The following is a 12864-nucleotide window of genomic DNA, read 5'->3' as shown; positions in this document are numbered from 1 at the left end:
TTTCCCAATTTGCACTTTTCAACATTGCCGGATGCGGCGTCTACACCGGCTAATTAGCTAACACAGAGCATGAAAATATGCGTCCTAGTTAAAGGCAGTATTTTTATTGGGATGCCAGCACGCCGCAAACTAGATTTTTTCACGCTGCAGAAACTCGGCAATAATTTTTGCAACCTGCGCAGACTCAATGAGAAATCCATCATGCCCAAACTTTGAAGTGACCGTTGCTACGCCATTTGCTCCTGGAAGTGCTGCAGCTAAAGCTGCAACATCGTCAGGATAAAAAAGCCGATCCGAATCGACGTTCACAACCAAAGCCGGCATTGTTAAGCTCGCCAACACGGCAGCAGTACCACCACGCCCACGACCAATAGAATGAGTACTCATGGCTCGATTCAATACAAGATATGAATTCGCATCGAAACGTGCCGCAAGTTTATTCCCGTGATAATCCAAGTATGATTCGGCAGCAAAGCGCCCAGCCCGTCTAAACCCGGCAATAGTATTTCCCGCAGCAAGTGTTACTTCGCCTGCTTGCGGTGAATTTCCAAAACGTGAATCCAATTCTGTATGGCAGCGGTAAGTTGTATGTGCGATTGCCCGCGCAAGACAAAGACCTCGATGCGGTCCGTTACCAACCTCAGCATCATAATAATCGCCACCACGAAAAGCAGGATCAAGTAAAATTGCCGCATGCTGCTGACGGCAAAAAGCAATCTGTTCTGCCGTTGCCTCAGCATTTGAAACCAAAACTGCAAAACTTTGCGTCCGTTGCGGAAAACTTGCTGCCCATTCCATCACTCGCTGCCCGCCAGCTGAAGCCCCGGCAATAAATCGCCATGCTTGAATCCCAAGAAAATCCGCGAGCGCCGCCTCAGCCCGCACTTGATCACGTACCGTAATTTCTGGAAAACGAGATCCATAAGGGCGTGCATCTGCTGCGAGGCTTGCCGGGCCTGTAGTACCTTGGCAGCCGCCGAGCACATTTGGAGCCACCACATAGAACTTTTCAGTGTCGATAGCTTTCCCTGGGCCAACAATATCACTCCACCATCCGCCGATACCGCAAGCATGTGAATCACCGGTGAGCGGATGGCAGAGCAATACCGCATTGTGACCGTTATATTCTCCCCAAGTTTCGTAGGCGATACGTACTGGAAGTTTCGCACCAAGCTCAAGTTCGAGCACGCCAATATCGGCAAAACGTTTTTCCCCAGGATCGCTCCCGGCAAGCCAGGCACCTGTAGCGGGAAGCAGCTCTTCGTTAATTTCTTCGCCAATATCGCCAGCGAGAGGATTATTCATATCGGACACTTTTGATACTCCTTATAAACTTTGCACGGAAAGTTGGTGAAAGAATCAGGCAAGCTTCGTTGGTGGTTTATCGAATCGCCAGGTTTACAGCGAGAAATTTTCAGAATCTGCGCTAAATCACGTTGCTTACCGAAACTTCATTCGCTTTACGGTTGTTTTCGATATTCGCCAACACTTACGTGATGTGCTCTAGTTTTTAGCTCGTTAGCTCGTTAGCTGATTTTCGCGAAAGCCTGTGCCAGGTCGGCAATAATATCATCTGCAGATTCAATCCCTACTGATAGTCGCACAAGGCCAGGGTTTACGCCTGCTGCGGCAAGTGCAGAGTCGCTCAATTGCGAATGCGTGGTAGAGGCAGGATGGATTGCAAGTGAACGGACGTCTCCAATATTTGCCACGAGCGAATGTAATTCGAGTGCGTCAATAAAAGCCTGACCTGCTTCCTTGCCGCCCTTGATCGTGAAAGCAAAAACGGAACCTGCACCCTTTGGCGTATACTTTTGTGCAAGTTCAAAATATGGGGAAGATTCGAGTGAAGCCCAAGTAACGCTTTCAACTGCTGGGTGATGCTCAAGAAAGTGTGCAACTTTCGCTGCATTTTCTACGTGGCGTTCTAGACGCAGCGAAAGTGTTTCGATCCCTTGCGCGATCAAGAATGCGTTAAATGGAGAAATGGCTGGTCCGAGATCTCGTAGTAGTGTACAACGGATTCGCGTGACGAATGCTCCAATCGCATCAAGGCTGCCAAACTGTAAACCATTATAAGAGGGGTCTGCTTCAGAGAAAGTGGGGAATTTTCCAGAAAGCCAGTTGAAACCACCTTTTTCGACAATAACGCCGCCAATAGCAGTGCCATGCCCGCCAAGAAATTTTGTGGCGGAGTGGATTACAATATCTGCACCGTGTTCAAATGGGCGCAGTAAGTAGGGTGTGGCAATAGTATTATCCACAATTAGCGGCACCCCAATTTCATGGGCGACTGCCGCAATCGCTTCAATATCGAAGATATTACCGCCGGGGTTTGGGATAGATTCGGCAAAGAAGGCTTTTGTGTTTTCGGTGACGGCTGTGCGCCATGCTTCCGGATCGTTTTGGTTCGTTACGAAAGTTGTGGTGATCCCATAACGGGAAAGCGTATTTTTCAATAGCGTCACCGATCCGCCATAAAGTGACGAGGATGCGACGATATGATCGCCAGCCTGGGCGATATTTAGAATCGTGGTGGTGAGCGCGGCTTGCCCAGAGGCAACAAGAAGTGCAGCCCGACCACCCTCAAGAGCAGCAATTCGCGCTTCTACAACTTGTTGTGTGGGATTCGTCAGGCGCGTATAAATCGGGCCAGACTCGGTGAGGGCAAAACGGTTCGCGGCTTGCTCAGTGTTTTCAAATACAAAAGAAGTGGTTTGATAGATCGGGAGTGCGCGGGAGCCGGTATCGGAATCAGGAGTCTGCCCGGCGTGAATTTGAATAGTTTCAAAGTTCCAGTTTGTCATTTTGATATCGTCCTTTGCTTTTGGCTATTTTAAGCCGATTTTTGCTAATGGGTGGATTCTGGTTGCAGTAGGATTAGGAGATCAAAATTTTCGGATCTGCGAAATTTTCGGAGCTACATCGTGTTCAGAAAAGCGGGTGCCGCAAATTTTCTGCGGTGAATCACGCTATTTGTTTTATGTGTGAGGAAAATTTCGGAAAATTAGCGAATTTTGATTGTCCAACTCAGCCAGAATTTATTGCATTTTCGACTGACCGGCGCGCCAGAATTTCGGCAGGTGCGCCGGGTGCGCACCAGACTCAGCGGTGGGTGCGCTAGTTGAACATTCGCATTCGGAGGAACATGAAAGCCACGCTAATCGAATCCGGTTTGGAAAAGCAAACGGTATCCAATATTTGAACACGCAAAAATGCGCGTGATTTTTTTTGGGGGGGGGAGGCAGCGCAACTTGCTGTGACTGATTGAAAAATTTGAAAATATCATGCTTTGATCGAGTTTGTTGGAAACTGCAACTATGGCATTAGTTATCACGCCAATTGCCGCCGCATCTATTTCCTTCGCATTTGCGAGAAAATACAAGCTATTGCAGCCGATTGAACCGCAAAAGATGCAATTGTAAATGGTGTGGAAAGTCGCGAAATTTACTGGTTTACATTTTGGATAACTTGCGATAACTTAGCTCTTAGGTTAGCCTAACAACAGAAACAATGTTCGGGAAACCGAACGCAATCTAAGAAGAGGAATAATGAAGCTGAAAGCTGTAATCTCTGGTTTTTGCGCAATCGCACTCGCTGCATCCCTTAGTGCATGCAACACTGACGCAAAGTCTGGCAAAGCTGATAAGCCTGCTGAAAATAGCAAGTTGAAGATTGTTGCCACAACTGGCTATCTTGCTGATGCAATCAAGAACATCGCTCCAGATGCTGATATCACCACGCTCGTAGCACCTGGCGGCGATCCACATACCCAAGAACTCACCACGAAAGATACCGAAAAGATCCAGGAAGCTGATCTCGTGGTTTGGACGAGCCACGATATGGAGCACAAGATGATGGCTCAGTTCGATGGTCTTGGTGATAAGTCCCTCCCAGCTGCAGAATCGATCCCAGAAAAGATGCTGCTTGATTGGGAAGAAGATGGCAAAGTTGAAGGCCATGATCCACACGTATGGAACGATCCAATTGGCTGGCAGTATGCTGTGACGGCAACTGCTGAGAAGATTGCGAAGATCGATAAAGCAAATGCTGATAAGTACCTTGAAAATGGCAAGGCATACAATGCGAAGATCCAGTCAATGCATGAAAAGGCAAAGGCTCAGTTCGATAAGATCCCAGCTGACCGTCGTACGCTTGTAACTGGTCACGATGCATTCAACTACCTTGGCCGGACGTATGGTCTGGAAATCTTTGCTACCGATACTGTCTCATCTGAAGCTGAAATTTCTTCAGTTCAGCTTGAAGAACTTGCTACTCTCGTGGCTGAAAAGAAGGTACCAGTTATCTTCCATGACAATCTCAAGAACCCTGAAGTGATCAAGCACTTGCAGGAAATCGTGAAGTCAAAGGGTTGGGAAGTAAAGCTTTCTGATACCGAGCTTTTCGCAGATACTCTCGGCGAGAAGGCGCCAACAGATACTTACCTGGGCGCATTTGAACACAATGTAAAGGCCATTGTGGAAGCACTCTCCTAAATAGCGTGTTGTGTGAGTGCGGCGGCGGGTTTCAGGATTTGTTGTTTCCTCGTTTCTTGATACCTGCCGCCGAATCTTTATTTTGAACAAAATTGATAAACTATTTCGAGACTGAAGGTAGCCTCCATGAAATCTGCAAGTGAAACAATGCAAGCAGCAAATTCTGGATTTACACAAAGCGTAGACGGTGTTGTTGATGCACCGCCGTGTGTTGTGAAAGAGCTGAGTGCCGCGTATCGCGATCGGCTTGCACTCTCGCAAGTGAGTTTCACAGTTCCTAAAGGTGAGATCATGGCGATTCTCGGTCCTAATGGGGCTGGGAAGTCAACTCTGATCAAAGCGATGCTTGAACTGATTCCGCGGGTTTCAGGGGAAGCTGAATTTTTCGGAAAGAATATTGGCAAAGTACGCAAGAAGGTTGCGTATATGCCGCAGTCAGCCTCAATTGATTGGGATTTCCCGGCACGCGTAAAAGATGTAGTACTCATGGGCACCTATGCTCGTTTAGGCTGGTTGCGCCGTCCAGGAAAAGCAGAGCATGATACTGCGCAAGCAGCAATGGAACATCTGGAAATTGCAGATCTGGCAAATCGCCAGATTTCTGAGCTCTCCGGTGGGCAAAAGCAGCGCACATTCGTGGCGCGGGCATTAGCTGCAAAATCTGATCTGCTCGTGATGGATGAGCCTTTTGCTGGTGTGGATATGAAATCCGAACAAACTATTTTGCACGCACTTCGTTCCCTGGCTGAATCAGGGAAGACGGTACTCTTAGTGCATCATGATTTGGCTACCGTGAGAGATTTCTGCTCAAGTGTAGTGCTTTTGCGTGAAGGGCAGCTTGTTGCCGCAGGCTCGCTTGCCACAGCATTCACTTCCGAAAATATTTCACGTGCGTATGGGATCGATGGAGCGCTGGCATGAAACTGGCACTTCTTGAACTCGCATTTGATCCGCATTCAGCACTGATTCCGCTCGGTGATTTTTGGGCTACTTACAGCTTCCGGGTAATGACGGTTGGAACGATCCTTGTCGGACTCTTTGCTGGTGCCCTTGGTTCAATTCTTTATGTACGGAAACAATCACTCGTCTCAGATGTGATTGGGCATAGCGCAATCGCGGGAATCGTTTGCGCTTTTGTGATTGCGTCACTCCTTGGTGGTGATGGGCAATCGATTTTGATTCTCACAATTGGTGCAACGATATCGGGTTTGCTTGCCGTTGTGACCACAAACTTGATTGCAGAAAAATCCAAGGTTGGCTTAGATGCTGCAATGGCGATTTCGCTCGCGATTTTCTACGGTGGTGGAATGGTTGCTTTGCGCTTGCTTTCCTTCTCAAACTTTTCAGGCCGTTCTGGAATTTCGCAGTACCTTTTCGGAAATGCTGCTACGATGCGGCAAATTGATGTTCTTACCGTCGGAATACTAGGTGTTCTTGCGCTCATTGTAGTGATCGTATTCTGGAAAGAAATCGCAATGTTTGCCTTCGATCCAGTCGGTTCACGCGCAGCTGGATTCTCAGGAAATGTCCTCAATGCGATCGTGACACTTTGCGCGACGATCGGCATCGTGATTGGTGTTAAGTCCGTAGGCGTTGTATTAATGGTTGCTTTTGCGATCATCCCAGCAGCCGCTGCACGTCAATGGACGGATGATCTGCGAGTGTTGGTAGCTGCAGCTGGATGTATTGGTGCTTTTGCTGGCGGTCTTGGATCTTATTTGGCAGTTTCAATCGGAAAAGTTCCAACTGGACCGATTATCGTCGTGATTTTATCGTTGATTTTAGCTATCTCACTGATCTTTTCCCCGCATCGCTCACTTTTAGCCTATCAATATCGGCGTCGGAAGCATCTCCAAGATCTCCATGATCACGATCATGACGGGCAGAATGGGATAATTTCGGCGAATACAAATACTTCCCAGCAGGGTGGAAAAAGTCGGCAAAAGTCTGTATCGCGAAATGCGATTGCGCCTAAAGCGAGTATCTCCTGTGCGAAGCTACCGTTTTCGCGTGCAGCACGCATTGCACGATTAACACGGCAGTCAAATATGATCCAGGTTCAGGTAGGTGCACGATGAGTTTTGTGATAGCTGCTCTCTTACTGGCCGTTACTACTTCTGTGACTTGCGCTCTTCCAGGTACGTTCCTTGTGCTCCGCAGGCAATCGATGCTGGTTGATGCGATGAGCCACGCGGTGCTACCGGGAATCGTGATTGGTGCATTACTCGCTGGATCTACCTATTCGCCAATTATGGTACTACTCGCTGCAGCATTCGGATTAGTAGTAGTACTCGGAGCAAATTATCTCCAATCTACTGGGCTACTTCCTGAAGATGCGAGCCAAGGTGTGATTTTTCCATTACTCTTCTCCGTTGGCGTGATCTTGTTGTCAACAGTGCTGGCGCACGTGCATATTTGCGAAGATACCGTGTTATCTGGAGATCTGAATCTGCTTGCGCTCGATACTGAGCGTTTGATCATCGGGACGCTTGATTTAGGTCCGCGCGCAATGTGGATGCTGCTGCTGATTTTATTGATAAATGCAATTTTCCTCGGACTTACATACAAAGTAATGCAACTTTCTACGTTTGACCGTGAATCAGCACAAGCAATTGGATTTCCAATTCGAGTTGTCGAAACGGGTTTCATGATTCTCGTGGCGCTGACGATCGTTGTTGCTTTTTCGACGGCTGGTGCGATCCTCGTGATTGCGCTCATGGTTACGCCAGCTGCCACTGCCGTCCTACTTACAAATTCCTTACCGCGAGTGATCGCACTAACAATTGTGATTTCAATGATCACGGCAATTATTGGATTCAGTTTCGCTTGGCATTTTAATCTTGCTACCGCTGCAATGATGGCATTTACTGACGGGATCCTATTTTTGCTCGTACTTTTCATTGATCGGATCTGGCTTAACCGCCGATATCGTAATGCTTGAAATTGCGAAACGATGTGCGCCTATCGCTCTTCCGAAATAAAAGAAGGCCCAGAAAATCTGGGTCTTCTTTATATTTAGATGCAGGCCTATCCGCAATTTGGTGGCGTTTTTGGATACTCGTTGTGAGTGAACCGGAAATCTTTGCTTTGCCAGAGATACTGAAATTTAGAAAGCAATACGATATGCCGCATAACTCAAATCCTGTGGTTGCTCTCATGGCTGATAAATGCGGAAAAAATGGCAATTTTATTTTAGAATTAGCGAGTATATGTCTGTGGTTAGCTGTATCTGATCGCCGCATATTATTCGTGCAAGAGTAATGTGTTGAGCTGAAATTTAGTAAAACGGCATACAAAGATATAGCACGCCTTAGAATCCGAAACGACGGGCGCCTCGGCGCTCTGAGCAAACTTATGATTGGGAGATTTCTCAGTGAACAATTCAGTTGAATACCTTAGCGATACCCGCGTAAAGCTTGATATTGCTGTTCCCGCAGCCGAATTTGGCGCAGCCTATGATAAAGCAGCAAAGTCATTAGCGAAGCAGGTAAATATTCCTGGCTTCCGCAAGGGGAAAGCTCCACGCCGCGTATTGGAAGCGAATATCGGCAAGGGCTACATTATTGAGCAGGCAATTAACGATAATCTCGATTCTTATTATCAGCAGGCAGTGGCAGAAGCTGGGGTAAAGCCAATGTCGCGTCCGGAGGTCGAAATTAACGAAGTGCCTGAAATGAAGGGCGAAAAAGACGAAACAGCATTGAAGTTCACTGTTGCGGTCGATGTAGTTCCAGAAATTTCTTTGCCAGATCCCGCAGGTATTACAATCGAAGTTCCAGCAACTGATGTCTCCGATGCAGACGTTGAAGCAGCTCTCACGGATTTGCGTGAGCGTTTTGCAACGCTTACCGATGTTGATCGGGCAGCCAAGGTTGGAGATTATGTAAATATTGATCTTGTAGCCAAGATCGGTGATGAAGAAGTCGACGATATGGCTGGAGTGTCATACAAGATCGGCGACGGCAATATGCTTGAAGGGCAAGATGAAGCACTTACTGGAGTGCAGGCTGGAGATACTGTTGAGTTTTCAGCAAAGCTTGCTGGCGGCGCACATGAAGGTGAAGCTGCGGAGGTAACCATTACGGTGCATTCAGTGAAGGAATCGGTGCTTCCAGAAGCTGATGATGATTTTGCTCAGCTCGCTTCCGAATTTGATACGATCGCAGAGTTGCAAGATGATTTGCGTGAATCTGCTGCGAAGAAGAAGTCTCGCGAGCAGCTGATGGGTGCAGAGCAGCGGCTCGTAGATGAGCTGCTCAAGCGTGCAGACTTCCCGCTGCCTGAATCTGTAGTGGAAGAAGAAGTAAAACGTCATCTTGAGCAAGAGGGCAAGCACGACGATGATGCTCACGCTACAGAAGTACGTAAGGAAGTTACGGAACAACTCAAATTACAGCTGCTTCTCGATGCGTATGCAGAAGGCTATGGGGTGGATGTAGCGCAAGAAGAACTCTTGAACTTCCTCGTTTCACAGGCACAAATGTATGGAATGGATCCAAATCAGTTCATTCAAGCTGCGGCACAGGCAAATCAGATCAATGCCTTTGCTGGTGAACTCGCCCGCAACAAGGGCGTAATAGCTTCATTGCGTCGTGCGAATATTGTTGACGAAAAAGGCGCCAAGGTGGATGTGGTAGCTGTACTTGGGGAAGCACCAGAAGACGAAAAAACTCCAGAATTTGAGAAGAAAATTGCGCGTAAAGCAACCACAGCTCCAGTAACGGAAGTTGCGAAAGCCGCAGAAAAGGCTGCGGCACAGGCAGCTGATGAGGTTGTGGCTCCAGCAAAATCTGCATTGAAGGCAGAATGGATCGCTTACCGCGTAGCTACTGGCGAGCTCACTGAAGCAGAAGCGAAGAAGCTCACCAAAGATCAACTGATTGAATATCAGGGCTAATTTTTAGCTTTTGCCAATTCGATTTTCCGACGGCTGGCTTGCAAGAAGGATGAAAGTTGCGAAGCCAGCCGTCGGCATATCTACGCTTATGATTCCTGCGCCATCAGCGAAAGGCGTGAAATAAGAGCGCAAAATAGCTCTGAAACGATTAAGGTAATGAGAGTATTTTGGAAAGCAACTCGAATGAAGAGGAGACAGGCGTGAGCCACGAACCACAGCTTGCAGCAGATGCCTCGCATGGCCTCGGCTTAGGCGATTCGATTTATAACCGACTGCTAAAAGAGCGTATCATCTGGCTCGGCAGTGAAGTGCGTGATGAAAATGCAAATATGATTTGTGCGCAGCTTTTGCTTTTGGCTGCAGAAGATCCAGAAAAAGATATTTATCTTTACATCAATTCCCCCGGCGGTTCTGTGACGGCAGGGATGGCGATTTATGACACGATGAGTTATATCAAGCCTGATGTGGCAACTGTCGGAATGGGCTTAGCTGCATCGATGGGGCAGTTCCTGCTCTCGGCAGGTGCGAAAGGTAAACGCTATATCACTCCGCATACACGTGTGCTGATGCATCAGCCGCTTGGCGGTGCTGGCGGGCGTGCTTCTGAAATCCGGATCAATGCTGATTTGATTTTGCAAATGAAGCAGGAACTCTCAGAATTGAATGCTGCGCATACTGGAAAGAGTGTGGCACAGATTTTGGAAGATTCTGATCGAGATCATTGGTTTACTGCGCGTGAAGCTGTGGAATATGGATTCGCTGATCATATCATCACTAATTCTTCTGCAGTAGTTGGTGGTGGCGGTGTAGACCGCAGCGTTGAGCAAGGCGAATAAGGGAAGGATAAAACAGACAATGTTTCCAAATATTTACTCGCAAGCCTTCCCGCAACACAGTGGCTCTGCCCAGTCAGGCAGCCCGGCAGGTTACAATGCTTACAACCAGAGGATACTTCCCGGTGGTATGGCGCCAATGATGCCATCGAATCGGTATATTCTTCCTGATTACGAAGAACGTACACCTTATGGGTATCGTCGGCAAAATCCGTACGCAAAACTTTTCGAAGACCGGATCGTATTTCTCGGAGTGCAAGTAGATGATGCTTCTGCTGATGATGTGATGGCACAATTGCTCGTGCTTGAATCACTTGATCCTGAATCTCCGATCACAATGTATATTAATTCGCCGGGAGGTTCTTTCACTGCGCTGACGGCAATCTACGATACGATGCAATATATCAAGCCGCAGATCCAGACTGTCTGTTTAGGGCAGGCAGCTTCAGCAGCTGCAGTGCTGCTTGCTGCGGGTTCCCCTGGGCGTCGGCTCGCATTGCCAAATGCCCGAATTTTGATTCACCAGCCAGCAATGGAAGGTGTACAGGGTCAAGCTTCAGATATTGCAATTGTGGCAGATGAAATCGATCGGATGAATCAATGGTTGATCGATACTATTGCGAAGCATTCTGGCACTCCAGTAGCGCAAGTTGAGAAAGATATTGCTCGCGATAAAATCCTTACTGCGCAGCAGGCAAAGGAATACGGCTTAGTTGATCAGGTACTTGTATCGCGGAAAGCTACTGCGTAAGTTTCAAGAGTTTTACACTGCGCGTGGGAAACTCATCTGTCGTCAACCCGTTATTTGGCACGTCCACGTTTTCTCGCTTGTATCACTACGTGAGAGATTTATCTTCGTGGGCGTGCCAAAGTAGCATCTTCGCCTGATCTGCGGTGGAATAGACGCAGAAAATTATCTCAGAAAGGCTTGATTAGTATGGCTCCTACTGCGGATGCGGCGGATATTCTGAAATGCTCTTTTTGCCAAAAGAGTCAGCGTCAAGTACGCAAATTGATCACCGGATCTGGGGTATACATCTGCAATGAATGTGTAGAGCTGTGTAATGAGATCATCGCCGAAGAACTCGGCAACGAAGCACGTGAAAAGAGCGAAACACAAAAACTGCCAACTCCGCGTGAAATATATGAGTTTTTGAATGAATACGTGATCGGTCAGCATGCAGCTAAGCGGACTCTTGCCGTCGCAGTATATAACCACTATAAACGTGTCCGGGCGCAAGAACAGATTCGTTCTGCGCAGGAGAAATTCGGAAAAAACCATCCTGAAGAAAATGTGGAAATCGGTAAATCAAATATTTTACTGATGGGTCCAACAGGTACAGGGAAAACCTATCTTGCGCAGTCGCTTGCGAAGATGCTGAATGTGCCATTTGCGATTGTGGATGCAACGGCATTAACGGAAGCCGGATATGTGGGAGAAGATGTCGAAAATATTCTCTTGAAGCTGATCCAAGCTGCCGATAATGATATTCCGAGCGCTCAGCGTGGCATTATCTATATTGACGAAATTGATAAGATTTCCCGCAAATCTGAAAATCCATCAATTACACGCGATGTATCAGGAGAAGGCGTACAACAAGCCTTGCTGAAAATCATTGAAGGAACTGTAGCATCAGTTCCTCCAACGGGTGGCCGGAAGCATCCGCAGCAAGAATATCTTGAGATTGATACGTCTAATATTCTTTTTATTGCTGCGGGAGCTTTTGCCGGGATGGAAGATATTGTGGCAAGCCGCATCGGCAAAGGCGGGATCGGATTTGGTGCCACTTTGCATGAGCCTGGCAAAGTCGAAAATATTTTTGCTGATGCCACCCCGGAAGATTTGCATAAATATGGACTGATCCCTGAGCTAGTGGGGCGCTTGCCGATCACGGCATCAGTGGAAGGATTGCAGGAAGAAGATCTCGTCGATATTTTGACTAAGCCGCGAAATGCGCTTGTGAAACAGTATCAAAAAATGTTCCATCTTGATGGTGTAAAACTTGAGTTTACTGATGAGGCGTTGCAGAATATTGCGGCAGAAGCGATTGCGCGGGGGACGGGTGCACGTGGGTTGCGTGCAATTTTAGAAAAAGTCTTGCGTGAACTAATGTTTGAAATTCCATCACGGAACGATATTGATAAAGTAATTATTACGGAAGAAGTAATAACTGATAATGCCGATCCTACGATCGTGTTAAGCAGCGCAAAATTTGCCGGATAGGAGAAAACTCATGATCAACCACTCTCCTTACTCAAATGAATCAATTGATACCGAAAATGCAATACAGCGCGACGGATATGCTGTGCCAAATGAGCTTAGTGCTTACCGGAGAACAATCGACAATCTTGATGCGGCGCTTGTGCATATCCTCGCTGAACGTTTTCGCTGTACGAAGCTGGTGGGAGAATTGAAAGCGCGTTGCGCATTGCCCGCTTCCGATCCGCGGCGTGAAACAGCACAAATTGCCCGGCTCCGCGCAATGGCTGAAGAATCTGGATTAGATCCGGTATTCGCTGAGAAATTTCTCAAGTTCATTGTGGCTGAAGTGATCCATCATCATGAGGTGATTGCGGCGAAAAAACAGCAAGAATCACAATCCTAAAAGCTGCGGATAATCATTATTGAGCGCCTTTT

The 12864-nt window shown here is 47.5% G+C and carries 12 protein-coding genes; 10 read left to right on the top strand and 2 right to left on the bottom strand.

Translation table 11 applies throughout. From position 1 onward, the window contains the following. Window positions 1-129: 129 nt before the first annotated feature. Window positions 130-1305, bottom strand: coding sequence for a homoserine O-acetyltransferase MetX (gene metX / locus J2S36_RS03380; RefSeq protein WP_309957470.1), 1176 nt, complete (start codon window positions 1303-1305; stop codon window positions 130-132). Window positions 1306-1526: 221 nt separating this feature from the next. Then, on the bottom strand, window positions 1527-2813 hold the full coding sequence (locus J2S36_RS03375) for an O-acetylhomoserine aminocarboxypropyltransferase/cysteine synthase family protein (RefSeq protein ID WP_309957468.1): 1287 nt from the start codon (window positions 2811-2813) through the stop codon (window positions 1527-1529). A 738-nt stretch (window positions 2814-3551) separates the two neighbouring features. On the opposite strand from J2S36_RS03375, the gene J2S36_RS03370 reads away from it, so the two are divergent. The 10 genes from J2S36_RS03370 (at window position 3552) to J2S36_RS03325 (ending at window position 12832) form a co-directional block, all read left to right on the top strand. Continuing rightward, window positions 3552-4496 (top strand): metal ABC transporter substrate-binding protein, encoded by a 945-nt coding sequence (locus tag J2S36_RS03370; RefSeq protein ID WP_309955566.1) that lies wholly within the window; start codon window positions 3552-3554, stop codon window positions 4494-4496. Between the two features lie 126 nt (window positions 4497-4622). Next, window positions 4623-5417, top strand: coding sequence for a metal ABC transporter ATP-binding protein (locus J2S36_RS03365; protein ID WP_309955562.1), 795 nt, complete (start codon window positions 4623-4625; stop codon window positions 5415-5417). After that, window positions 5414-6574 carry a metal ABC transporter permease gene (locus tag J2S36_RS03360; protein ID WP_309955558.1) on the top strand — a complete coding sequence of 387 codons (1161 nt, stop codon included), beginning with the start codon at window positions 5414-5416 and terminating at the stop codon, window positions 6572-6574. The genes J2S36_RS03365 and J2S36_RS03360 overlap by 4 nt, the downstream gene beginning before the upstream one ends. After that, the gene (locus tag J2S36_RS03355; protein ID WP_309955555.1) at window positions 6571-7437 is read left to right on the top strand and encodes a metal ABC transporter permease; all 867 of its coding nucleotides are present in this window, start codon (window positions 6571-6573) and stop codon (window positions 7435-7437) included. Before J2S36_RS03360 ends, J2S36_RS03355 begins: the two co-directional genes overlap by 4 nt. A gap of 122 nt (window positions 7438-7559) precedes the next feature. After that, a complete protein-coding gene (locus J2S36_RS03350; protein ID WP_309955552.1) occupies window positions 7560-7757 on the top strand; it encodes a hypothetical protein in 198 nt (65 codons plus the stop codon). 112 nt (window positions 7758-7869) lie between these two features. Next, entirely contained in the window at window positions 7870-9393 is a 1524-nt protein-coding gene (gene tig / locus J2S36_RS03345; protein ID WP_309955549.1) for a trigger factor, read from the top strand. Window positions 9394-9593: 200 nt separating this feature from the next. Continuing rightward, window positions 9594-10229, top strand: a complete 636-nt coding sequence (locus J2S36_RS03340) for an ATP-dependent Clp protease proteolytic subunit (RefSeq protein WP_309955546.1) — start codon at window positions 9594-9596, stop codon at window positions 10227-10229. 127 nt (window positions 10230-10356) lie between these two features. Continuing rightward, window positions 10357-10977, top strand: a complete 621-nt coding sequence (locus tag J2S36_RS03335; protein ID WP_309957466.1) for an ATP-dependent Clp protease proteolytic subunit — start codon at window positions 10357-10359, stop codon at window positions 10975-10977. Window positions 10978-11163: 186 nt separating this feature from the next. Further along, window positions 11164-12450, top strand: coding sequence for an ATP-dependent Clp protease ATP-binding subunit ClpX (gene clpX / locus J2S36_RS03330; protein WP_309955544.1), 1287 nt, complete (start codon window positions 11164-11166; stop codon window positions 12448-12450). Window positions 12451-12460: 10 nt separating this feature from the next. Then, entirely contained in the window at window positions 12461-12832 is a 372-nt protein-coding gene (locus J2S36_RS03325; protein ID WP_309955541.1) for a chorismate mutase, read from the top strand. The last annotated feature ends 32 nt before the right edge of the window (window positions 12833-12864 follow it).

Origin of the sequence: Arcanobacterium hippocoleae, from assembly GCF_031456295.1 — a bacterium.
Classification (GTDB): Bacteria; Actinomycetota; Actinomycetes; order Actinomycetales; family Actinomycetaceae; genus Arcanobacterium_A; species Arcanobacterium_A hippocoleae.
The sequence above is the reverse complement of the archived record's forward strand: the minus strand, read 5'-3'. Positions and strand labels throughout refer to the sequence as shown.

What these genes read in the sequence shown, in the direction of transcription:
- metX (WP_309957470.1), bottom strand. Translation starts at nt 1,305, where the DNA reads ATGAATAATCCTCTCGCTGGCGATATTGGCGAAGAAATTAACGAAGAG.
- J2S36_RS03370 (WP_309955566.1), top strand. Translation starts at nt 3,552, where the DNA reads ATGAAGCTGAAAGCTGTAATCTCTGGTTTTTGCGCAATCGCACTCGCT.
- J2S36_RS03365 (WP_309955562.1), top strand. Translation starts at nt 4,623, where the DNA reads ATGAAATCTGCAAGTGAAACAATGCAAGCAGCAAATTCTGGATTTACA.
- J2S36_RS03360 (WP_309955558.1), top strand. Translation starts at nt 5,414, where the DNA reads ATGAAACTGGCACTTCTTGAACTCGCATTTGATCCGCATTCAGCACTG.
- J2S36_RS03355 (WP_309955555.1), top strand. Translation starts at nt 6,571, where the DNA reads ATGAGTTTTGTGATAGCTGCTCTCTTACTGGCCGTTACTACTTCTGTG.
- J2S36_RS03335 (WP_309957466.1), top strand. Translation starts at nt 10,357, where the DNA reads ATGGCGCCAATGATGCCATCGAATCGGTATATTCTTCCTGATTACGAA.
- clpX (WP_309955544.1), top strand. Translation starts at nt 11,164, where the DNA reads ATGGCTCCTACTGCGGATGCGGCGGATATTCTGAAATGCTCTTTTTGC.
- J2S36_RS03325 (WP_309955541.1), top strand. Translation starts at nt 12,461, where the DNA reads ATGATCAACCACTCTCCTTACTCAAATGAATCAATTGATACCGAAAAT.